A 21,021-nucleotide genomic window follows, 5' to 3' on the forward strand; every position below is an offset into this window, starting at 1 on the left:
AGCAATTCCCGTGCCTCGCCATGCATTACCGATCAGCCGGACACGGCGCCGCGCCTGGCCTGCAGCTGCCACAGCGCAGGGCATACAGGCGATTTCCGGCACCAGAAGCGAGCATTTCACGGACGTTGGGGCAATGGGTAACAACCAGTTGACCCTGCACGGCAAAAGCCGGTTCCAGCGGTCAAGTCTTGCGCGGCAGTGCGCCACTACCATCGAGGCTCAGGTATCCGTCCCCGCCCTTGCGGCTTGCCCCTTTCGGCTCACTCCCTGAGAGAAGAGGAACAACAACAATGAGCGCATCACAACTCAAACCGACGCTTGGCACCCTGCACCTCTGGGGACTCGCCGTGGGCCTGGTGATCTTCGGCGAGTACTTCGGCTGGAGCTACGGCTGGGCCGCCGCCGGCACCCTGGGCTTTCTCGTCACCACGCTGATCGTTGCGGTGATGTACACCTGCTTCATCTTCAGCTACACCGAACTGACCACCGCCATCCCCCACGCCGGCGGGCCCTTCGCCTACAGCCTGCGGGCCTTCGGCAAGACCGGCGGGATGATCGCCGGCATCGCCACGCTGATCGAGTTCGTCTTCGCCCCGCCGGCCATCGCCATGGCCATCGGCGCCTACCTCAACGTGCAGTTCCCCGGCCTCGATCCGAAGTGGGCGGCCACCGGCGCCTATGTGATCTTCATGACGCTGAACATCCTCGGCGTGAGCATCGCTGCCACCTTCGAGCTGGTGGTAACCGTGCTCGCGGTGGCCGAATTGCTGGTGTTCATGGGCGTGGTCGCACCGGGCTTCAGCTTCAGCAACTTCGTACTCAACGGCTGGGCCGGCTCGGACGTATTCGGCTCCACCGCCATGGCCGGCATCTTCGCCGCCATCCCGTTCGCCATCTGGTTCTTCCTCGCCATCGAGGGCGCGGCCATGGCGGCCGAAGAAGCGAAAGACCCGAAACGCACCATCCCGCGTGCCTACATCGCCGGCATCCTGACTCTGGTGACGCTGGCCATCGGCGTGATGATCTTCGCCGGCGGCGTGGGCGACTGGCGCGCGCTGTCGAACATCAACGACCCGCTGCCGCAGGCCATGAAGGCCGTGGTCGGCAACAATTCCACCTGGATGCACATGCTGGTGTGGATCGGCCTGTTCGGCCTGGTGGCGAGCTTCCACGGCATCATCCTGGGCTACTCGCGGCAGTTCTTCGCCCTGGCCCGCGCGGGCTTCCTGCCGCGCAGCCTGGCCAAGCTGTCGCGCTTCCAGACCCCGCATCGCGCCATCCTCGCCGGCGGCGCCGTGGGCATCGCGGCGATCTTCAGCGACGGCCTGATCAGCCTGCAGGGCATGACCCTGACCGCGGCAATGATCACCATGAGCGTGTTCGGCGCCATCGTCATGTACATCATGAGCATGTTCAGCCTGTTCAAGCTGCGCCGCAGCGAGCCGGACCTGGAGCGCAGCTTCCGCGCGCCGGGCTACCCGCTGGTGCCGGCCATTGCACTGGTGCTGGCGCTGGTCTGCCTGGCCGCCATGCTCTGGTTCAACAGCGTCATCGCCTCGGTGTTCCTGGTGCTGATGATCGGCGGCTGCTCCTGCTGCAGCATCGTCATCAGCCTGAATCGCGGTACCGATGCGTCGTTCGCCAGTCAGGGTTGAGGAGTAGCGCCATGTCCGGATTCGTCCACAGCGTCGGTGGCCAGACCTGGCGCTTCGACAGCCTGCGCGAGGTGATGGCCAAGGCCAGCCCGGCGCGCTCCGGTGATCGCCTCGCCGGGGTCGCCGCCGGCAGCGACGCCGAGCGCGTCGCTGCGCAGATGGCGCTGGCCGACATCCCGCTCAAGCGCTTCCTCGATGAGGCGCTGATCCCCTACGAGAGCGACGAGGTTACCCGGCTGATTATCGACACCCATGACCGCCAGGCCTTTGCCCCGGTCAGCCACCTCACGGTGGGTGGCCTGCGCGACTGGCTGCTCGGCGATGCGGCCGACGAAACCAGCCTGCGCGCCCTGGCGCCGGGGCTGACGCCGGAGATGGCAGCCGCGGTATCGAAGATCATGCGCGTACAGGACCTGGTCCTGGTGGCGCAGAAAATCCGCGTGGTCACCCGCTTCCGCAACACCATGGGTTTGCGCGGGCGCATGTCCACGCGGCTGCAACCCAACCACCCCACGGACGACCCGGCGGGCATCGCCGCCAGCGTGCTCGATGGCCTGCTCTACGGCAACGGCGACGCCATGCTCGGCATCAACCCGGCCACCGACAGCCTGCAATCGATCTGCACCCTGCTGGAGATGCTCGACGCGATCATCCAGCGCTACGAGATTCCCACCCAGTCCTGCGTGCTCACCCACGTCACCAGTTCCATCGAGGCGATCAACCGGGGCGCGCCGCTGGACCTGGTGTTCCAGTCCATCGCCGGCACCGAAGCGGCGAACGCCAGCTTCGGCGTCACACTGTCGATCCTCAAGGAGGGCTACGAGGCCGGGCTCTCGCAGAAGCGCGGCACCCTGGGCGACAACCTGATGTACTTCGAAACCGGCCAGGGCAGCGCACTGTCGGCCAACGCCCACCACGGCGTGGACCAGCAGACCTGCGAGACCCGCGCCTACGCCGTGGCGCGGCACTTCAAGCCGTTCCTGGTGAACACCGTGGTCGGCTTCATCGGCCCGGAGTACCTGTACAACGGCAAGCAGATCATCCGCGCGGGCCTGGAAGATCACTTCTGCGCCAAGCTGCTCGGCGTGCCCATGGGTTGCGACATCTGCTACACCAACCACGCCGAGGCCGACCAGGACGACATGGACATGCTCCTGACCCTGCTGGGCGTAGCCGGCATCAACTTCATCATGGGCATCCCCGGCTCCGACGACGTGATGCTCAACTACCAGACCACCTCCTTCCACGACGCGCTCTACGCGCGCCAGACGCTCGGACTGCGCCCCGCGCCGGAGTTCGAGGCGTGGCTGGAGCGCATGGAAATCCTCCGCCAGCAGGACGGCCGCGTGCACATGGCCGGCCAGCTTCCCGGCGCCTTCCGCCACGCGCTCGCACAACTGTCCTGAGTTGAGGAGTTTTCGATGAGCGACAGCTTTACCCCCAACCCCTGGCAGGAACTGCGCCGCCTGACCTCGGCGCGCATCGCACTGGGCCGCGCCGGCACCAGCCTGCCGACCGGTGCACAACTGGACTTCCAGTTCGCCCACGCCCAGGCGCGCGACGCCGTGCACCTGCCCTTCGACCGCGACGGCCTCGCCGCGCAATTGGCCGAACGCGGTCGCGACACCCTGCTGCTGCACAGCGCCGCCACCGACCGTGATACCTACCTGCAACGCCCCGATCTCGGCCGCCGCCTGAACCAAGAGTCGGTAGAGATTCTGCGCCGCCATGCCGACCGCCATCCGCAGGGCTACGACCTCGCCGTGGTGATCGCCGACGGTCTTTCCTCACTGGCAGTGCAGCGCCACAGCCTGCCCTTTCTCCAACGCATGGAGGAACAGGCGCGCAACGAGGGCTGGAGCCTGTCGCCGATCGCACTGGTGCAACAGGGCCGCGTCGCCGTCGCCGACGAGGTGGCCGAGTTACTGAGGGCGAAGATGGTGGTGATCCTGATCGGCGAGCGTCCCGGTCTGTCCTCACCCGACAGCCTGGGCCTGTACTTCACCTGGGCGCCGAAGGTCGGCCTGAACGACGCCTACCGCAACTGCATCTCCAACGTGCGGCTGGAAGGCCTGAGCTATGGGCTCGCCACTCACCGCCTGCTCTACCTGATGCGCGAAGCCTGCCGGCGGCAGTTGTCGGGGGTGAACCTGAAGGACGAGGCGGAACTCCCCGCATTGGAGGGCGAGAGCGCCGGCGGGACCGGCAACTTTCTTATCGGTGGCTGAGTCATCAGCAAGCTGAGCCGTGCCGGCCTGCTTCGCCCGCAGCGTGAACGCGACCACATGCCGCGCAGCGGGCCGCCGTCTTTAAGAATCGTCTTAAATCACCCCCGCCACCCGTCGCGATAAAAACCACGTCATCAAGGACCGTGCCTGGCGCACGAAAGGAAGCGCCAGCGCATGGCGCTTCATGACGATGGCGAGACGATGGATTCACCCAACACTCAGTTGCATGCTCGTGTCAGCCCCCAGCCTGTTCAGCGTGGCTTCACCCTGATCGAAGCGATGGTGACCATCGCGATCCTGGCGATCCTGCTGGGCATCGCGGTGCCTTCCTTCGACCTGCTGATCAATCGCAATCGCGCGCAGAGCACCGGCAAGCAATTGGTCGCGGTGCTGCAGTACGCCCGCGCCCAGGCGCAGATCGGGCACCAGCCGGTGCGGGTGACGCCGCAGAGCAGCGGCGACTGGACCTCGGAGCTGAGCGTCGGTCGACTGCGCGGCGGCGACCTGCAGGGCCATCGAGAGATAGAGTTGCGCAGGACCCGGCTCGACGAATCCGGAAAGGTACTCGTTACCCAGAAGCCGGCCGCTCCGCTGGAGTTCGACGGCAACGGCATCGCTACCGGCAGCGGCAACTTTCCGCAGGTCTTCACCCTCACTGCCGGCAGCTACTCGAGCAAGGTCTGCCTGCAGCGTGGCGGAGCGGTGAGCCCATGCGACTGACGGGCCGATCCCACGCAGCCCAGCGGGGCTTCTATCTGATCGAGATCATGGTGGCGGTAATGCTCACCAGCGTCGCCCTGCTCGGCCTGCTGGCTCTGCAGAGCCGCAGCATCGCCTATAGCCACGACAGCCAGCAGCGGCAGAACGCCCTCCTGCTGGCAGCGGACCTCGCCCGCAGCATCCAGGCCAATCGCGAGGCGCAGGTCAGCAAGGGCAAGCTCAGTACCAACGCGGCCTACCTGGTCCCGGCCGGCAGCAGCTTTCCCAGCATCGGCAGCGGCCAGAGCTGCGCCACCAGCGGCCTGGGCAAGGCTGATCGAGCCCGGCGCGAACTGGCCTGCTGGGTCGAACAGCTGCGCCTGAAGCTCAACACCGACGATGCGCTGCTGAGCGATTCCACCTTCATCTGCCCCAGCAGTGACGGCAAGTCCTGCGACGCCGCTTCGCGCCAGCCGCTGCTGCTGATCCAGCTGGCCTGGCACAGCCGCAACTGCCAGGCCGGCAGCCCGACCACCGCGGACGATGACGACGCAGCCTGCCTTTCCGCCAGCGATGCCGGCGGCGTCGAACGCTACCGACTGAGTTTCCAGCCATGAGCCGGCATCGCCAGACCGGCCTGTCACTGATCGAGCTGATGGTCGCCATTGCGCTGGGCGTCATGGTGCTGCTGGGCGTGCTGCAGATCTACCTGTCGGGCAGCGACCACGCCGCCTTCAACCATGCCCAGCAGCAGAACCAGGCCAATGCCCGTTTCATCCTCGACCTGCTGCAGCGCGAGAGCGGGCATGCCGGCTACAGCGCCTGGGTGCGCCACGCCACCAATGCCGACGACCAGCAGTACGACTTCGTCATCGACCGCGAAGGCCCCTTTCCGGCCCTGACCGACGCGTCCACCGGCTGCATCTTCGGCGCCGGCAAGGTTGCCAGCCTGGATGCCGGTGGCCGCGGCCTGTGCCTGCGCTACCAGCGCCCTCAGCGCAGCGATGCACAGGTGCATCAGGATTGCACCGGCGCCTCGCTCTACAGCGATGACGACACGGGCAATCCGCAGGTATTGGTCAGCCACCTGCGCCTGGTCGACGACGAGCTGCTGTGCAAGACCAACAACGCCTTGTCCGCCGGCGAGGCCGCCCTTGCCAGCGGCATCCACGACCTCATGTTCGCAGTCGGCTCGACCAACCAGCTCCGCGCCGGCCTGGTGCTCACCTCGACCCGTGCATTGCTGCCCGAAAACTGCACTTACCAGGATCCGCTGAACCTCGCGACGACGAAGAGCACCGGCGCGCGCGGCCTGTGCAGCGCCTTCACGCAGACGCTCTACCTGAGGAGTCAGCCATGAACCGGCAACGTGGCCAAACCCTGCTCATCGCCCTGCTCATGCTGCTGGCGCTGAGCATCCTGACCCTGGGCAACCTGCGCAGCGGCTTGCTGCTGGACAACAGCCTGGCCGAGTCAAGGGACTACCAGGCGGCGCTGGGCGGCGCCGAATCAGCGATCAGCGAAGCGCTGGACCGGACCCGCTACAGCCCGACGATGGCCGTGGGCGAGGCCGACACCTGCATCAGCACCGCGCGGAGCCAGCAACAGATACTGCTGTGCGACCGACTCTGGCTCGAACCAGACATTGCTGCCAGCAGCGCACTGCTGACACGGGCGCGCACTTATCGAGGCAACGACCTGGCCACCCCCGACCAATTGGCGGAACTGAGCAGCGCGCCGCGCTGGTACGTCGCCGCGCAATGCGAGAGCCGCTCCTCCAGCGCCATGGCCGACTGCCTGGCGGGCAACGGCACCTTGCTGCTGCAGATGAATGCCCTGTCCACCGGCATCACCGACCAGGCCCTGGTCCGACTACAGGAGTACGCCCGTGTCCAGCGCTGACCCGTTCCGCTCGCCGCCCCATCTCGCCGCGTTGGCCGGCCTGGCGATTCTGCTCACCGGCACGGGTGCGCAAGCCGCAGCCCCGAGCCAGGCGCCGCTGTTCCTGGTGGAGGGCGTCTCGCCCAACCTGATCGTCACCCTCGACGACTCCGGCAGCATGACCAGCGCCTACACCCCGGATGGCATGAGTTCCTACAGCATCGCCAACCGTTCCACCGCCTACAACCCGATGTACTACAACCCCGACATCACCTACGAGGCGCCGTGGAAGGTCACCTTCAACGGCGGCCGGATCGTCAGCGAGCGCTACGTCACCAACTTCGACAAGGCCTACTACGATGGCTTTCTCACCAACCAGACCGGCACCGTCGACCTGAACCGCAATACCGGCAACGGCTACAGCCAGAACGCGACCCAGGCGGTCAACAGCACCGACAGCTACCAGCGCTACGCCCACTACTACCAGTTCAATGCGTCCTGCCCGCATGCGCGCAATGTGGCCACCAGCAGCCTCAGTGCCGTGCAGAACTGCGCGGCGGACTCGTCATTCACCAGCGCCAACGCCTGCACCCGCACCTGCTTCACCCCGCACTGGGTCAGCACGGCGGAAGAAAAGCAGAACTACGCCAACTGGTTTTCCTTCTACCGTACCCGCCAGCTCGCCACGCGCACCGCCGCCAACCTGGCGCTGTTCGACCTGCCCGAGCACATCCGGGTGACCTGGCAGGCGCTGAACAGCTGCTACAACACCAACTTCAACATGAGCTCCACGGCCTGCGGCAACCAGACCCTCGCGACCTTCGCCGGCCAGCACAAGGCGGACTTCTTCAACTTCACCAGCCGCCTCGCAGCCAGTGGCGGCACGCCCCTGGGAACGGCGCAGAACCGGGTCAACAACTACCTGAGCAACACCACCGCCTATAACCCCTATGCCCGCGCGCCGGGCAGCCCCCGCGACGTAAAGACCGAGTACGCCTGCCGGCCCAGCTACCACCTGCTGATGACCGATGGCTTCGGCGATGGCTCCGGCGGCAGCAACGCCGACGGCACCGCGAGAACCCTGCCCGACGGCACCGCCTTCGCCGCGACGGCGCCCTATCAGGACAAATGGTCGAACACCCTCGCCGACAACATCTTCCTCGGCTGGGCCACCGATGCCCGTACCGACCTGGAAAACAAGGTTCCGCCGCGCTTTCGCGACGGCAACGACTACTGGAACCCGAAGAACGACCCGGCCACCTGGCAGCACATCACCACCTACACCGTAGGCCTGGGACTCGGCCCGACCCTGAAGTACCTGAAGTGGGATGGCGACACCTATTCCGGTTCCTATCCGCAACTGCTCGATGGCACCCGGAGCTGGCCAAACCCGAGCGCCAGCACCAGCCTCGACGGCATGACTGTCACCGCCAACGAAGGCAAGGTGGCTGCGCTCTGGCACGGAGCCCTCAACTCCCGCGGCGAATTCTTCAGCGCCGACTCCACCAGCGAACTGGTTAAGGCCTTCCAGGCCATCGTCAGCAGCATCTCCAGCAACCAGCTGGCGGTGGCCGCCGCCGGCGCCAGCTCCACCTCGTTGAGCACCGACACCCACCTCTATCGCGCCAGCTACCAACCCACCGACTGGAGCGGCGACATCCTGCAGTACCGCCTGGACGCCCAGGGCAATGCCCAGGCGAACTCCTCGCTGTCGTTCCGCAACCAGCTCAACCAGCGCTCACCGACCAGCCGCAGCATCTACACCAATACCGCGCCGGACAGTGCCAAGGGCCACCTGCAGGCCTTCACCTGGGGCAACCTGGCGGCCCAGCAACAACAGCTGCTCAACCGCGCTCCGGGTACCCAGCGTGAGGACCACCTGGGAGAGAAGCGCGTCGCCTGGCTGCGCGGTGAGCGCAGTGACGAAGGCGACACCTTCCGCGCCCGCAACCATCTGCTGGGCGACATCATCTACTCCTCCCCCGTGGTCGTCGGCCCTCCGTCCGCCGTCACCTACTACCTGGAGAAAGCCTCCGGTGCGACCGGCTACGACGCCTTCCGACAGGCCAACGCCAATCGCGAGAGTCGCCTCTACGTCGGCGCCAACGACGGCATGCTGCACGCCTTCGACGAGACCGGCCGGGAACGCTGGGCCTTCATTCCCGCCGCCGTATTCGGGCAGCTCAACTACCTCTCCGACACCCGCTACGCCGCGCGCTCGGAAGAGGAAAACACCAACAGCCTGCACCGTTTCTATGTCGACGGCAGCGCGGTCACCCGTGACGTGCATTTCGATGGCAGCTGGCACACCGTGCTGGTCATGGCGCCCGGGCGCGGTGGGCGCGGCCTGTTCGCGCTGGACATCACCAACGCCGACCAGCCCCGCCTGCTCTGGGAATACGCAGGCAGCGCCAGCAGCGAGAACGGCAAGGACATCGAGTTCGGCTACGTGCTCGACCGGCCGGTGATCACGATCTCCGACGGCGTTGCCTATGTGCTCACCGGCAACGGGTACGACACCGCCAAGGGCTACGCGCTGTCGATCCGCCTGGAGGACGGGCGCATCAGCGCCGCCAGCCAGTCCGCCGCTGGCGACGGCGAAATCGGCAGCACGGTCGCCTGGACCCGCGCAGACAGTCCCGGCGAACTCGCCCAGCGCTACTACGGCAGCCTGCAGGGCCAGCTCTACCGGCAGGCCGGTCTCGACGTCGCCTCCAGCGTGCTCTCCAGCGTCCCTGCCAGCCGCAACCAGCCGCTGAGCGCCGCCGGCGAGGTCACCCAGCATCCACGCGGCGGGCAGTTGGTGATCGCCGGTACCGGCAAGTACTTCGAGGGGGGCGACAAGGAAGGCGCCATCAGCCGCCAGTCCCTTTACGGCTTCTGGGACCAGACCGACTACCTCGCCCACGTCGACGGAGCCGGCGCGCCTGCCGCACTGAGCAAACTCTCTGATCTGCAGGCCCAGACGCTGACCCTGGAAACCGTCACCCACAGCGCCGGCACCAGCGAGGTCCGCCAGTTGAGCAGCACCCCTGTGGCCTGGGACAGCAGTGGCAAACGCGGCATCGGAATCCGTGGCTGGTACTTCGACCTGGCCGATGGCGAGAGGGTCCTCGACCAGCCCTTCATGCTCGGCGACGTGCTGTTCGTCACCGTCGGCCAACCCAACGCCGACCCCTGCAGCGCGGGCATCACCTACTGGCTGCTGGCAGTGAACCCGAAGACCGGCGGCGCGCTGGACTTCAACGTGTTCGACCTGGTGGGCGACGGCTCCTTCAGCGAGACCGCCAGCGGCATGCGCATTGACGGACCGGTGACCCGCATCGGCGACAGCCTCTACACACCGGATGGAAACCGCCTCCCCGTGCAACTGTTCAACCCGGTGAACCAGGGCCGCTTCAACTGGCGGATCATGAACTACAACCTGCCCGTGAGTTACCCATGAGAGCCCTGCCTTCGGTACCCGCGCCACACACCATCAAAGCTGGCGGATTCACTCTGGTCGAACTGATGGTGGTGGTTTCCATCCTGGCCCTGCTCGCCGGTATCGCCATTCCCAGCTACCGCCAGTTCATCCTGCGTGCCAACCGCAGCGAGGCGCAGACCCTCCTGCGCGATGCCGCGGCCCAACAGGAGCGCTACCTGGCGCAATACAGCAAGTACACCGACGACCCTACGAAGCTGGCGTTTACCTACCCGCTCACGGCGGATGGCAAGCGTCTCTCGACGCACCAACTGTACGAGCTGGCCGCCGAACATCCCGACGGCGATACACGCCGTTACCGGCTGACCGCCCAGCGCAGGGGCGCCCAGTTGCGCGACCTGGACTGCGGCGACTTCACCCTGGACGAGCGCGGCACCCGTAGCGTCAGCGTGGGAAGCGTCGACAGCTGCTGGCGTTGATCAAACGCTCGCTTGGATTGCGCTTTCCACAATTTCTGGTGCAGCATCGGACCAATGGCTATTCGCTGGCATAGCCCCTGCATTGCCATACCAGCCCATTCACCTCCCGCCGAGGCCCGCTTATGCGCATCGTGCAAGCCACGCTCGACCACCTCGATCTGCTCGCTCCGTTGTTCGTCAAATACCGCGAGTTCTACGGCATGCTCCCCTACCCCGAGTCCTCGCGAAAATTCCTCGAGAAGCGCCTGCGCCGCAAGGAATCGGTGATCTACCTGGCCCTGCCGGATGACGACGACAGCAAGCTGCTGGGTTTCTGCCAGCTCTACCCGAGCTTCTCCTCGCTGTCGCTCAAGCGCGTGTGGATTCTCAACGATATCTACGTCGCCGAAGAGGCGCGCCGCCAGCTGGTCGCCGACCACCTGCTGCAGACCGCCCGGCAGATGGCCCGCGAGACCCAGGCCGTACGCATGCGCGTGTCCACCAGTGTCAACAACGAAGTGGCGCAGAAGGTCTACGAGTCCATCGGCTTCCGCGAGGACAGCGAGTTCAAGAACTACATCCTGCCGATCAGCGACGATCTGAACTGACGATCTGAATTGAGGTGCGGAGCGGCCCGCTGGCATCGGCGGGCCCGGAGTATTAGAGTGCCAGTATCGGAATTGCCGCGGCCTCCGCATGAAGGGATCCCATGCGTATTTCCCTGCTTGTTCTGCGCACCGCCTGTCTCTGTCTCGCGCTGCTGGGCGCCACCGCCCAGGCCCAGACTCTGCGAGTCGCCACCCTGGAGTGGGCGCCTTACGTCGGTAGCGACCTGCCGGGCTACGGGTTGGCCAGCCGCATCCTCAACGAAGCACTGGCGCTCAACGGCGACAAGGCCGAACTGGTCTTCCTGCCCTGGCAACGCGCCCTCAACGAAGCCCGCGAAGGCCGCTTCGACGCGTTGATGCCGGCCTACCTGTCGGCGGACCGCCGGGAAGACTTCTACACCTCGATGCCGCTGCTGGACTCCCAGCTGGGCTTCTTCCGTCGCCGTGACCGTGCCCTGCCGATCGACCCGCGCAACCTCGACAGCCTGCGCCCATATCGCATCGGCGTAGTGCGCGGCTACGTCAACCAGAGCGCCTTCGACGCCGCCGACTTCCTCAACAAGGACGTAGTCAGCAGCGACTGGCAGAACCTGGAGAAACTCCTGCGCGGACGCATCGACCTGGCCGTGGTGGACCGCTACACCGGCTACCAGTTGCTCAGCCAGAACGCCCCGGCGCTGCGCGAACAACTGGAGTTCATCGACCCGCCGCTGGAGGTCAAGCCGCTCTACGTGCTGGTGCCGAAGAAGCGTGCCGAAGGCGAAGCCCTGGCCGCCAGCCTCGACCGCGGCCTGCGCACCCTGCGCCGAAGCGGCCGCCTGCAGCAGCTGATCGCCGAAGCCCACCTGGAATCCGCCATGAACACCCGTGAAGTGGCCGCCCACCCACTGGCCGAGCAACTTCCGCAAGCCGGCGGACAGCACGGGGCCGCACTGATACCCAGAACGACAACCACTCTATTGAGCTGGCAAGCAAGCCTGCTCTGAGACGCCGCGCCCCTCTGCGTCGTGCATTTGTCACAAGGCATTGCCGCGCTCACAGCGACAGGATTTTCACGCAGAAGCTGTAATATCCTCCCGCGGACCTCTGTCGCAGGATTCGACGGAGCGTGCCCCCCGGCGGCGGCGTCGCCCCCTATAATGGGCGGCCCAGCTGTTCTCCTTGTTGTCAGACAGGCTTCTCATGGAATTCAACCCGATCGACCTGATTCTTCACCTCGACTCCTACCTGTCGCTGGCGGTGGCCAACTACGGCACCTGGATCTACGCCATCCTTTTCCTGGTGATCTTCTGCGAGACCGGCCTGGTTGTGACGCCGTTCCTGCCGGGTGATTCGCTGCTGTTCATCGCTGGCGCCATCTGCGCCGCGGGCGGCATGGACCCCTGGCTGCTCGGCGGCCTGCTGCTCCTCGCGGCGATCAGCGGCGACAGCACCAACTACGTGATCGGCCGAACCTTGGGCAAGCGCCTGTTCAGCAATCCGAACTCGAAAGTCTTCCGCCGCGACTACCTGGACCAGACCCACGCCTTCTATGAGCGTCACGGCGGCAAGACCGTGACCCTGGCGCGCTTCCTGCCCATCGTGCGCACCTTCGCCCCCTTCGTCGCCGGCATGGCCTACATGCCCTACGCGCGCTTCCTGTTCTTCAGCGTGGCCGGCAGCATCGCCTGGGTCGGCGGCCTGGTCACCCTGGGCTACTTCTTCGGCAACGTGCCGTTCATCAAGCAGAACCTCTCGGTGATGATCATCGCCATCATCGCCTTCTCCCTGGTGCCCATGCTGATCGGCTTCATCCGCCACAAGATGCGCCCCTCGGCCAAGGCCCAGCCCGGCGAGCACTGATCCGCCCATGTGGTCGTTCAGCGCCTGGCGCCGCCGGCGCTTCCTCGCCCGCTACCCGCTCGACGCGGAACTGTGGGCACAGGTGCGCCGGCATCTGCCGATCCTCGATGGCCTGAGCGAAGACGAGCTGCGCCGACTCGGCGAGCGGGCGCTGCTGTTCCTGCGCGACAAGCGGCTCTCGCCGTTGCCCGGCATCGAACTGGACGACTATCGCCGACTGCTGCTGGCCACCCAGGCCGAACTGCCTCTGCTGCACCTGCCGGATCTGAACTGGTACGGCGGCTTCCATGAACTGGTCCTCTACCCCGACGACTTCGTCAGCCCGCAGAAGCACCGCGACCCGGCCGGCGTCCTGCACGAGTTCGACGACGAGCGCGCCGGCGAAACCTCGCTGCAAGGCCCGGTGATCCTCGCCTGGCCCGGCGTGGAAAGCGGTGGCGGCTGGGACGCCTACAACCTGGTGATCCACGAACTGGCCCACAAGCTGGACATGCTCAACGGCGACGCCAACGGCCTGCCACCGCTGCACCGCGACATGCGCGTGACCGACTGGGCCGCCGCCATGCAGGCCGCCTACGACGACATGAACCGCCAGCTCGACCACAACCCGCAGGCGCACACCGCCATCGACCCGTACGCTGCCGAAAACCCGGCGGAGTTCTTCGCCGTCACCAGCGAGTACTTCTTTACTGCTCCGGACCTCCTTCAGGCGGCCTATCCCAAAGTCTATGAACAGCTTTCGCTGTTCTACCGGCAAGATCCGCTCTCGCGCCTGCACAAGCTTCAGGGCGAACACCCCGAATATCAGGAAACTCAGGCGCACTAGGCGATGTCAGTGGCTTGGACACGGCAATCTGCCTATAATCCGCCGCACTTTTTCGGCCCGACCACTATCTGGAGTCGTCCATGAGCTACAGCAGCATCCCGGCTGGCAAAGACCTGCCGAACGACATTTACGTCGCCATCGAGATCCCGGCCAACCACGCGCCGATCAAGTACGAAATCGACAAGGACACCGACTGCCTGTTCGTCGACCGTTTCATGGCCACCCCGATGTTCTACCCGGCCAACTACGGCTTCATCCCGAACACCCTGGCCGACGACGGTGACCCCCTGGACGTGCTGGTCGTGACCCCGTATCCGGTCGCTCCGGGCTCGGTGATCCGCGCGCGTCCCGTTGGCGTGCTGAACATGAGCGACGAAGCCGGCGGCGACGCCAAGCTGATCGCCGTACCGCACGACAAGCTGACCGTCCTGTACAAGGACGTGAAGGAATACACCGACCTGCCGGCCCTGCTGCTGGAGCAGATCAAGCACTTCTTCGAGAACTACAAGGATCTCGAGAAGGGCAAGTGGGTGAAGGTCGAAGGCTGGGGCGACGCCGCCCAGGCTCACGACTACATCACCAAGGCCGTCGCCGCCTTCCAGGCCAAGTGATGGTCGCGCGGATTATCCGCGCCACGAAGAAGCCCCGCCTTGGCGGGGCTTTTTTTATGACCGGGATTAGGCTTTTCGTCCCGACTTTGCTACCATCTGCGCCCCGCGAGCAGCTCACTGCATCGCCACAGAATCAAGGCGGCCCGCCCTACCAGAAGTAAGGTTGGACCACCCCCTGAAAGCCGGCCACAAGCCGGCTTTTTTAATGCCCGCGATTTGCCTCCATGCAACCGGCATAGTCCCCCTCCAGACCGCTCGCCGGCCAATGCGCCATTGTCACGGGCCGGGCATAAGATCGGACTATTCCCCCGCCGGTTCGCTGCCATGAAATGCTCGTCATATCTCCTGCTCGCCTTGCTGCTGACCGCGCCTGCACTTGCCCACGCGCAAGCCGCGGACTGGAAGCTCGCCAAGGACCAGGACGGCGTGCGCGTCTACCTGAGCGAAGTGCCCGGCTCACACTACAAGAGCTTTCGCGGCGTAACCCTGGTGAAGGCCGACGTCGCCACGCTCGGTCACCTGCAGGAAAACCTGCGCGTCTCCTGCGCGTGGCTCTACGCCTGCGCGCAGATGCGCCTGCTCAAGTACAGCGACGAAGCCATCTGGGTCTACCTCGATACCAAACTCCCCTGGCCCGCCGCCCCGCGTGACCTGGTGCTGAAGGTGAGCACCGAGGAAACTCCCGACGGCGGCATGATCCGCCACCTGCAGGCCGCTCCGGACTACGTCCCGCCGGTGAAGGACCGCATCCGCGTGCCCAGCGTCTCCGGCACCTGGCAGATGGTCCCCAAGGGCCCGAAGCTCACCGAGGTCACCTACGAAATGCGCGGCGAGCCGGGCGGCAGCGTGCCGTCCTGGCTGGCAAACCAGTTCGTGGTCGACGCACCCTTCGAGTCGCTGCGCATGCTGAAAGTGGTGGCGGAGCACCAGGGCGTCCGTGACGGCGGCTATTAGAAAGCCGGTAGTAAATCACCGCTGGCAGCCCTTGCGCAGTCGCCTGCGCCCTGACCGAAGATTTGCCCGCAAAGCCCGTCTCTGCTAGTGTCGCGAGGTTTCCGAATACCCCCGCCGAGATGTCCGCATGGCCCGCAAGAAAGCTTCCCTCGACTTCGAACAGTCCCTCGCCGAGCTGCAAACGCTGGTGGAGCGCCTGGAAAGCGGCGAGTTGTCGCTGGAGGATTCGCTGGGTGCCTTCGAGCAGGGCATCCGCCTGACCCGTGACTGCCAGGCGGCGCTGACCCAGGCGGAGCAGAAGGTACAGATCCTGCTGGACCGCGACGGCGAGCTGAGCGAAGCGCCCTTCGACCCGGAAGGCGAAGACGCATGATCTCGGCCTACCAGGCGCGCTGTCAGGCGCGTGTCGATGCTGCGCTGGAAAAACTCTTCGTCGCTCCCCGTGAAGAACTCACCCGCATCTATGCCGCCATGCGCTACAGCGTGGTCAACGGCGGCAAGCGGGTACGCCCGCTACTGGCCTACGCCGCCTGCGAAGCGCTGGGTGGCGAGCCCGAACGCGCCGATGGCGCAGCCTGCGCGGTGGAGCTGATCCACGCCTATTCCCTGGTGCACGACGACTTGCCGGCGATGGACGACGACGACCTGCGTCGCGGCCAGCCGACCACCCACATTGCCTACGACGAAGCCTGCGCGATCCTCGCCGGTGACGGCCTGCAGGCACTGGCATTCGAGGTGATCGGTAACGCCCAGCTCAATCCGCAGGATGCCCAGACCCGCCTGGACATGCTGCTGGCCCTGACCCGCGCCGCCGGTTCGGCCGGCATGGTTGGCGGGCAGGCGATCGATCTGGAGTCGGTGGGCCGCAAGATCGACCAGGCCGCGCTGGAAACCATGCACCGGCACAAGACCGGCGCTCTGATCGAGGCCAGCGTTCAGCTGGGTGCCCTGGCCAGCGGCCACGCTACGGCCGAGGCGCTGGACGCCCTGCGCCGCTATGCCGAGGCCGTGGGCCTGGCATTCCAGGTGCAGGACGACATCCTCGACGTGGAAAGCGACACCGCCACCCTCGGCAAGACCCAGGGCAAGGACCAGGCGCACGACAAGCCGACCTACCCCGCCCTGCTCGGCCTCGATGCCGCCAAGGCCTACGCCCTGGCCCTGCGCGACCAGGCGCTGGCGGCGCTGGAGGGTTTCGGCGACAACGCCGAGCCGCTGCGCGCCCTGGCGCGCTACATCGTCGAACGCCGCAACTGATTGCCCGGCACGCGCATTGCGTGTGCAAATCCGCTGGTAAACCCATTGCGATGAGCGCTGGCCGGTGCTTCACTGCACCGCAGGGATTTCGTATACCATATCCGACACAAGCCACCTGACCGGACTGCATCGTGCCGCTACGCAACGCCCCCAACCTGGGTATCGTTCCCTCCGCTTCGGAGACCATCGCCAAGCACCTGCGCGAAGCGATCATTTCCGGCCAGATGGCGGAAAACGAGCCGATTCGCCAGGACGATATCGCGCAGATCTTCAACGTCAGCAAGATCCCCGTGCGCGAGGCGCTCAAGCGCCTGGAGGCCGAGGGTCTGGTGGAATTCCAGCGCAACAAGGGTGCGCTGGTGACGAAGATATCCGAGCCGGAACTGGCGCAGATGTTCGAGGTGCGCGTAGTCCTGGAAGTCCAGGCGCTGCGCCTGGCGATTCCCAACATGAGCGACGAAACCTTCGCCCGCGCCGAGAGCATCTGTGCCGAGTTCGTCGGCGAGGATGACATCGGCCGCTGGGCCGAGCTGAACTGGGAGCTGCACGCCTGCCTCTACGAGCCAGCGCAGCGGCCGTATCTGGTCGGACTGATCCGCTCGATCCACGACAAGGTGGAACGCTACCTGCGCCTGCAGATGAGCATGTCCGACGGCAAGGAGCGCGCGGATCACGAGCATCACGACATCCTCGACGCCTGCCGCGCGGGCGACGCCGACCGCGCCGCGCAACTGCTGGAAGAACACATCAACGGCGTCTGCCGCACGCTCTATGAGCACCTGCCGAATCGGCCCACGCCGAGCTGAGCAAAACGATCCGCTGTGCCGATTTCATCATCGGCCCGGCGGAAAACCCTCAAGCCCCGCTTCCCGCACCGCGCCACCCTAGGGTCTACAACAAGACACCCCAGGGGGCAGCATGAAACGCATCCAGGTTCTCGATTCCCACACCGGCGGCGAGCCCACGCGCCTGGTGCTCGACGGCTTTCCCGATCTGGGCAAGGGCAGCATGGCCGAGCGCCGCGCGCTGCTGGCCAAGGAGCACGACGGCTGGCGCGCCGCGACGGTGCTGGAGCCACGCGGCAGTGATGTGCTGGTCGGCGCGCTGCTCTGCGAGCCGGTGGACCCGAGCGCCTGCGCCGGGGTGATCTTCTTCAATAACACCGGCTACCTGGGTATGTGCGGCCACGGCACCATCGGCCTGGTCGTTTCGCTGGCGCACCTGGGGCGCATCGGTCCCGGTACTCACAAGATCGAGACACCGGTGGGCACCGTCGAAGCGACCCTGCATGATGACCGCTCCGTAAGCGTGCGCAACGTACCCGCCTACCGCTACCGCAAGCAGGTGCCGGTGCAAGTGCCCGGCCATGGGCTGGTGCACGGCGATATCGCCTGGGGCGGCAACTGGTTCTTCCTGATTTCCGATCACGGCCTGCGTGTCGCCGGCGACAATCTCGATGAACTGACCGCCTATACCGTTGCCGTACAGAAGGCGTTGGAAGACCAGGGCATCCGTGGCGAAGACGGCGGGCTGATCGACCATATCGAACTGTTCGCCGACGATCCCGACGCGGACAGCCGCAACTACGTGCTCTGCCCCGGCAAGGCCTACGACCGCTCGCCCTGCGGCACCGGCACCAGCGCCAAGCTGGCGTGCCTGGCGGCCGACGGCAAGCTCGCCGCCGGTGACACCTGGCGCCAGGCCAGCGTGATCGGCAGCCAGTTCGAGGGCCGCTTCGAGTGGGCCGGCGAACCATCCGAGGGGCGCATCATTCCGACCATTCGCGGCCGCGCCAACATCAGCGCCGAAGCCACCCTGCTGCTGGAAGAAGACGATCCCTTCGCCTGGGGCATCCGCCCGTGAGCGATGCGGACATCATCGTCATCGGCGCCGGTATAGTCGGCGCCGCCTGCGCTCACGCCCTCGCCCGTCGCAGGCTGGACGTGCTGGTGCTGGACGCGTGCCTGCCCGGCGCCACTGCCGTGGGAATGGGCCATCTGCTGGTGCTCGATGACAACGCCGCCGAACTGGCGCTGAGCAACTACTCGCTGCAGCGCTGGCGCGAGTGGGGCCACGACATGCCTGCCGAGTGCGCCTACCGCAGCAACGGCACGATGTGGTTGGCGGCCAATGACGAAGAGATGGCCGAAGCCGAACGCAAGTTCGCCGTGCTGCGCGAGCATGGCGTCGCCGCAAGACTGTTGAACAGCGCGGAACTGCAGCAGGAAGAACCCGAGCTGCGCAGCGACCTGCATGGCGGGTTGGAGATCACCGGTGACGGCATTCTCTACGCCCCGCGCGCCGCCGCATGGCTGCTGGAGTCGGCGCTGAAACCGATCCGCCAGCGTCAGGCGAAAGTGGTGGAAATCGACGAACCCCGCGTGCGCCTGGACAACGGCCAGTGGCTGAGCGCCAAGGCCATCGTCCTGGCCAATGGCATCCAGGCTACGCAGCTCTGTGTCGACTTGCCCATCGAGCCGAAAAAAGGCCATCTGCTGATCACCGACCGCTACCCCGGCAAGGTGCGTCGCACGCTGGTGGAGTTGGGTTATGTCACCAGCGCGCACAACGCCAGCGGCCCCTCGGTGGCCTGCAACATCCAGCCGCGTCCGACCGGGCAGCTGTTCATTGGCGCCTCGCGGCAGTTCGGCACCACCGACCCACAGGTGGAAGGCTGGATGCTGGCGAAGATGCTGCGCCGCGCCGTGGACTACATGCCCGGCCTGGCCAACCTCAACGTGATCCGCAGCTGGGCGGGCTTCCGCGCGGCCAGCCCGGACGGCATGCCGCTGGTGGGTGAGCACCCGCAGCGTCCCGGCCTGTGGCTCGCGGTCGGCCACGAAGGCCTGGGCGTGACCACTGCGCCAGGCACCGCCGACCTGCTCGCCGCGCAGCTCTGCGATGAACCGCTGCCGCTGCCGGCCGAACCCTATTCCCCGCGCCGCTTCCTCGGAGCCACTGCCCATGCCTGACCTGTTCCTCGACGGGCGCGCGCTGCGCGTCGCCGCCGGCACCACGGTTGCCGCCGCGCTCGCCCTGGGTGGCGACGGCACCTCGCGCACCTCGGTCAGCGGCCAGCGCCGCGCGCCGCTGTGCGGCATGGGCGTCTGCCAGGAGTGCCGGGTGACCATCGACGGCCAGCGCCGCCTGGCCTGCCAGACCCTGTGCCGCGACGGCATGCAGGTGGAGACGCGCCCATGAGCGAAACGGCCGATATCGTCATCATCGGCGCCGGGCCGGCCGGGCTGTCTGCCGCCCTGGCCGCCGCGCCCAGCGGCGCCAGCATCGTCATCCTCGATGACAACCCGTTGCCCGGCGGGCAGATCTGGCGCGACGGGCCCAATGCGCACCTGCCGCGCGCCGCTCTGGAACTACGCGAAAAGGTGGCCGCCTGCGCCACTATCAGGATTCACAGTGGTACCCGCGTGGTGGCCCTGGCCGGTGAACGCGGCCTGCTGCTGGAAGACTTCGAGCGTGGCTGGCGGCTGGATTACCGCAAGCTGATCCTCTGCACCGGTGCCCGTGAGCTGCTGCTGCCCTTCCCCGGCTGGACGCTGCCCGGCGTCACCGGCGCAGGCGGACTGCAGGCGCTGGTGAAAGGCGGCGTGCCGGTGGACGGCCGGCGCGTGGTGATCGCCGGTAGCGGCCCTCTACTGCTCGCCAGTGCCGCGACCGCCCGCGCCAATGGCGCAAAAATCCTCCGCATCGCCGAACAGGCCTCGTGGTCTGCCTTGGCCAGCTTCGCGCTGAAGCTGCCGCGCTGGCCGAACAAGCTGTTGCAGTCGTTCGGCCTGTACGACCCGGCCTACCGTGCCGACAGCCATGTAGTCGCCGCACTGGGGACAGATCACCTGGAGGGCGTGCGAATCAGCCAGGGCGGCAAGCTGAAGGAAATCGAATGCGACCGGCTGGCCTGCGGCTTCGGCCTGATCCCCAACGTGCAGCTCGGCCAGGCACTGGGTTGCAAGCTGGACGACGGTGCGATCCGCGTCGATGCCTGGCAGGCGAGCAGCCGCGACGGTATCTACGCCGCGGGTGAATGCACCGGCTTCGGCGGTTCGGAGAAAGCGCTGGTGGAAGGCCGCATCGCCGGCCACGCCGCCGCGGGTGAGCACGACCGAGCCCGTGAGCTCTGGTCGCAGCGCCAGCGTTGGCAGGGCTTCGCCGCCGCACTGAAGAAGGACTTCGCCCTCGACCCGCGCCTGAACCAGCTCGCCCAACCGGATACCCTCGTCTGCCGCTGCGAAGACGTGCCCTTCTCGGCCCTGGCCGGCAAGCCGGACTGGACCGCCGCCAAGCTCGCCAGCCGCTGCGGCATGGGCGCCTGCCAGGGCCGCGTGTGCGGCGCAGCAGCCAAGCAACTGTTCGGCTGGCAACCGCCAGCGCCGCGCCCGCCCTTCAGCCCGGCGCGGGTGGAAACCTTGCTGCAGCTCGGCGAAGACTGAAGACACAGGCCACGGATGGCGGATAACGCTTGAGGCGTTATCCGCCCTGCGTCCGCCTCACACATCGCCCCGCAGGGCGCATAAAGCGGCACGCTTTATCCGCCAGCATTGCCCCACTGACTGATTCGCCAGA

At 66.5% G+C, this 21,021-nt stretch carries 22 protein-coding genes; all 22 read left to right on the top strand.

What is annotated here, in order from left to right; translation table 11 throughout:
• Nucleotides 1-290: 290 nt before the first annotated feature.
• The 22 genes from eat to ACNFH5_RS23775 all read left to right on the top strand — a co-directional run bounded on the left by eat (nucleotide 291) and on the right by ACNFH5_RS23775 (nucleotide 20,888).
• Complete coding sequence (gene eat / locus ACNFH5_RS23670; RefSeq protein ID WP_416750180.1) at nucleotides 291-1,655, top strand: ethanolamine permease; 1,365 nt, start codon at nucleotides 291-293, stop codon at nucleotides 1,653-1,655.
• Between the two features lie 11 nt (nucleotides 1,656-1,666).
• Nucleotides 1,667-3,061 carry an ethanolamine ammonia-lyase subunit EutB gene (locus ACNFH5_RS23675; protein WP_416750182.1) on the top strand — a complete coding sequence of 465 codons (1,395 nt, stop codon included), beginning with the start codon at nucleotides 1,667-1,669 and terminating at the stop codon, nucleotides 3,059-3,061.
• Between the two features lie 15 nt (nucleotides 3,062-3,076).
• The gene (gene eutC, locus ACNFH5_RS23680; protein WP_416750185.1) at nucleotides 3,077-3,883 is read left to right on the top strand and encodes an ethanolamine ammonia-lyase subunit EutC; all 807 of its coding nucleotides are present in this window, start codon (nucleotides 3,077-3,079) and stop codon (nucleotides 3,881-3,883) included.
• 174 nt (nucleotides 3,884-4,057) lie between these two features.
• Nucleotides 4,058-4,603 (top strand): GspH/FimT family pseudopilin, encoded by a 546-nt coding sequence (locus ACNFH5_RS23685; RefSeq protein ID WP_416750187.1) that lies wholly within the window; start codon nucleotides 4,058-4,060, stop codon nucleotides 4,601-4,603.
• Entirely contained in the window at nucleotides 4,594-5,199 is a 606-nt protein-coding gene (gene pilV / locus ACNFH5_RS23690) for a type IV pilus modification protein PilV (protein WP_416750188.1), read from the top strand. Before ACNFH5_RS23685 ends, pilV begins: the two co-directional genes overlap by 10 nt.
• Nucleotides 5,196-5,942 carry a PilW family protein gene (locus tag ACNFH5_RS23695; protein WP_416750190.1) on the top strand — a complete coding sequence of 249 codons (747 nt, stop codon included), beginning with the start codon at nucleotides 5,196-5,198 and terminating at the stop codon, nucleotides 5,940-5,942. Before pilV ends, ACNFH5_RS23695 begins: the two co-directional genes overlap by 4 nt.
• Nucleotides 5,939-6,484 carry a hypothetical protein gene (locus ACNFH5_RS23700; RefSeq protein ID WP_416750193.1) on the top strand — a complete coding sequence of 182 codons (546 nt, stop codon included), beginning with the start codon at nucleotides 5,939-5,941 and terminating at the stop codon, nucleotides 6,482-6,484. The genes ACNFH5_RS23695 and ACNFH5_RS23700 overlap by 4 nt, the downstream gene beginning before the upstream one ends.
• The gene (locus tag ACNFH5_RS23705) at nucleotides 6,471-9,908 is read left to right on the top strand and encodes a pilus assembly protein (RefSeq protein ID WP_416750195.1); all 3,438 of its coding nucleotides are present in this window, start codon (nucleotides 6,471-6,473) and stop codon (nucleotides 9,906-9,908) included. Before ACNFH5_RS23700 ends, ACNFH5_RS23705 begins: the two co-directional genes overlap by 14 nt.
• Complete coding sequence (locus ACNFH5_RS23710; protein WP_416750197.1) at nucleotides 9,905-10,366, top strand: type IV pilin protein; 462 nt, start codon at nucleotides 9,905-9,907, stop codon at nucleotides 10,364-10,366. Before ACNFH5_RS23705 ends, ACNFH5_RS23710 begins: the two co-directional genes overlap by 4 nt.
• Nucleotides 10,367-10,488: 122 nt before the next feature.
• Nucleotides 10,489-10,953: a GNAT family N-acetyltransferase gene (locus ACNFH5_RS23715; protein ID WP_413351040.1), complete on the top strand. Its 465-nt coding sequence runs from the start codon at nucleotides 10,489-10,491 to the stop codon at nucleotides 10,951-10,953.
• Nucleotides 10,954-11,054: 101 nt separating this feature from the next.
• The gene (locus ACNFH5_RS23720; protein WP_416750199.1) at nucleotides 11,055-11,939 is read left to right on the top strand and encodes a substrate-binding periplasmic protein; all 885 of its coding nucleotides are present in this window, start codon (nucleotides 11,055-11,057) and stop codon (nucleotides 11,937-11,939) included.
• Between the two features lie 196 nt (nucleotides 11,940-12,135).
• The gene (locus tag ACNFH5_RS23725) at nucleotides 12,136-12,795 is read left to right on the top strand and encodes a DedA family protein (protein WP_024764672.1); all 660 of its coding nucleotides are present in this window, start codon (nucleotides 12,136-12,138) and stop codon (nucleotides 12,793-12,795) included.
• A gap of 7 nt (nucleotides 12,796-12,802) precedes the next feature.
• Nucleotides 12,803-13,621 carry a zinc-dependent peptidase gene (locus tag ACNFH5_RS23730; protein ID WP_416750202.1) on the top strand — a complete coding sequence of 273 codons (819 nt, stop codon included), beginning with the start codon at nucleotides 12,803-12,805 and terminating at the stop codon, nucleotides 13,619-13,621.
• 80 nt (nucleotides 13,622-13,701) lie between these two features.
• Nucleotides 13,702-14,232: an inorganic diphosphatase gene (ppa, locus tag ACNFH5_RS23735; protein ID WP_017521720.1), complete on the top strand. Its 531-nt coding sequence runs from the start codon at nucleotides 13,702-13,704 to the stop codon at nucleotides 14,230-14,232.
• A 324-nt stretch (nucleotides 14,233-14,556) separates the two neighbouring features.
• A complete protein-coding gene (locus ACNFH5_RS23740) occupies nucleotides 14,557-15,186 on the top strand; it encodes an START domain-containing protein (protein WP_416750205.1) in 630 nt (209 codons plus the stop codon).
• A 127-nt stretch (nucleotides 15,187-15,313) separates the two neighbouring features.
• Nucleotides 15,314-15,559, top strand: coding sequence for an exodeoxyribonuclease VII small subunit (locus tag ACNFH5_RS23745; RefSeq protein ID WP_416750207.1), 246 nt, complete (start codon nucleotides 15,314-15,316; stop codon nucleotides 15,557-15,559).
• Nucleotides 15,556-16,443, top strand: a complete 888-nt coding sequence (ispA, locus tag ACNFH5_RS23750; protein WP_416750209.1) for a (2E,6E)-farnesyl diphosphate synthase — start codon at nucleotides 15,556-15,558, stop codon at nucleotides 16,441-16,443. The genes ACNFH5_RS23745 and ispA overlap by 4 nt, the downstream gene beginning before the upstream one ends.
• A gap of 131 nt (nucleotides 16,444-16,574) precedes the next feature.
• Nucleotides 16,575-17,249 (top strand): GntR family transcriptional regulator, encoded by a 675-nt coding sequence (locus tag ACNFH5_RS23755; protein WP_416750211.1) that lies wholly within the window; start codon nucleotides 16,575-16,577, stop codon nucleotides 17,247-17,249.
• Between the two features lie 112 nt (nucleotides 17,250-17,361).
• On the top strand, nucleotides 17,362-18,306 hold the full coding sequence (locus ACNFH5_RS23760) for a 4-hydroxyproline epimerase (protein ID WP_416750213.1): 945 nt from the start codon (nucleotides 17,362-17,364) through the stop codon (nucleotides 18,304-18,306).
• Complete coding sequence (locus ACNFH5_RS23765) at nucleotides 18,303-19,415, top strand: NAD(P)/FAD-dependent oxidoreductase (protein WP_416750215.1); 1,113 nt, start codon at nucleotides 18,303-18,305, stop codon at nucleotides 19,413-19,415. Before ACNFH5_RS23760 ends, ACNFH5_RS23765 begins: the two co-directional genes overlap by 4 nt.
• Nucleotides 19,408-19,644, top strand: coding sequence for a 2Fe-2S iron-sulfur cluster-binding protein (locus tag ACNFH5_RS23770; RefSeq protein ID WP_416750217.1), 237 nt, complete (start codon nucleotides 19,408-19,410; stop codon nucleotides 19,642-19,644). Before ACNFH5_RS23765 ends, ACNFH5_RS23770 begins: the two co-directional genes overlap by 8 nt.
• A complete protein-coding gene (locus ACNFH5_RS23775; RefSeq protein ID WP_416750219.1) occupies nucleotides 19,641-20,888 on the top strand; it encodes an FAD-dependent oxidoreductase in 1,248 nt (415 codons plus the stop codon). The genes ACNFH5_RS23770 and ACNFH5_RS23775 overlap by 4 nt, the downstream gene beginning before the upstream one ends.
• Nucleotides 20,889-21,021: the final 133 nt, after the last annotated feature.

The organism is Pseudomonas sp. NY15435, from assembly GCF_048068295.1.
Taxonomy (GTDB): Bacteria; Pseudomonadota; Gammaproteobacteria; order Pseudomonadales; family Pseudomonadaceae; genus Pseudomonas.

Bases quoted from the DNA above. Each gene is read 5' to 3' on its own strand.
- eat (WP_416750180.1), top strand. From the start codon at position 291: ATGAGCGCATCACAACTCAAACCGACGCTTGGCACCCTGCACCTCTGG.
- ACNFH5_RS23675 (WP_416750182.1), top strand. From the start codon at position 1,667: ATGTCCGGATTCGTCCACAGCGTCGGTGGCCAGACCTGGCGCTTCGAC.
- eutC (WP_416750185.1), top strand. From the start codon at position 3,077: ATGAGCGACAGCTTTACCCCCAACCCCTGGCAGGAACTGCGCCGCCTG.
- ACNFH5_RS23685 (WP_416750187.1), top strand. From the start codon at position 4,058: ATGGCGCTTCATGACGATGGCGAGACGATGGATTCACCCAACACTCAG.
- pilV (WP_416750188.1), top strand. From the start codon at position 4,594: ATGCGACTGACGGGCCGATCCCACGCAGCCCAGCGGGGCTTCTATCTG.
- ACNFH5_RS23695 (WP_416750190.1), top strand. From the start codon at position 5,196: ATGAGCCGGCATCGCCAGACCGGCCTGTCACTGATCGAGCTGATGGTC.
- ACNFH5_RS23700 (WP_416750193.1), top strand. From the start codon at position 5,939: ATGAACCGGCAACGTGGCCAAACCCTGCTCATCGCCCTGCTCATGCTG.
- ACNFH5_RS23710 (WP_416750197.1), top strand. From the start codon at position 9,905: ATGAGAGCCCTGCCTTCGGTACCCGCGCCACACACCATCAAAGCTGGC.
- ACNFH5_RS23715 (WP_413351040.1), top strand. From the start codon at position 10,489: ATGCGCATCGTGCAAGCCACGCTCGACCACCTCGATCTGCTCGCTCCG.
- ACNFH5_RS23720 (WP_416750199.1), top strand. From the start codon at position 11,055: ATGCGTATTTCCCTGCTTGTTCTGCGCACCGCCTGTCTCTGTCTCGCG.
- ACNFH5_RS23725 (WP_024764672.1), top strand. From the start codon at position 12,136: ATGGAATTCAACCCGATCGACCTGATTCTTCACCTCGACTCCTACCTG.
- ACNFH5_RS23730 (WP_416750202.1), top strand. From the start codon at position 12,803: ATGTGGTCGTTCAGCGCCTGGCGCCGCCGGCGCTTCCTCGCCCGCTAC.
- ppa (WP_017521720.1), top strand. From the start codon at position 13,702: ATGAGCTACAGCAGCATCCCGGCTGGCAAAGACCTGCCGAACGACATT.
- ACNFH5_RS23740 (WP_416750205.1), top strand. From the start codon at position 14,557: ATGAAATGCTCGTCATATCTCCTGCTCGCCTTGCTGCTGACCGCGCCT.
- ACNFH5_RS23745 (WP_416750207.1), top strand. From the start codon at position 15,314: ATGGCCCGCAAGAAAGCTTCCCTCGACTTCGAACAGTCCCTCGCCGAG.
- ispA (WP_416750209.1), top strand. From the start codon at position 15,556: ATGATCTCGGCCTACCAGGCGCGCTGTCAGGCGCGTGTCGATGCTGCG.
- ACNFH5_RS23760 (WP_416750213.1), top strand. From the start codon at position 17,362: ATGAAACGCATCCAGGTTCTCGATTCCCACACCGGCGGCGAGCCCACG.
- ACNFH5_RS23770 (WP_416750217.1), top strand. From the start codon at position 19,408: ATGCCTGACCTGTTCCTCGACGGGCGCGCGCTGCGCGTCGCCGCCGGC.
- ACNFH5_RS23775 (WP_416750219.1), top strand. From the start codon at position 19,641: ATGAGCGAAACGGCCGATATCGTCATCATCGGCGCCGGGCCGGCCGGG.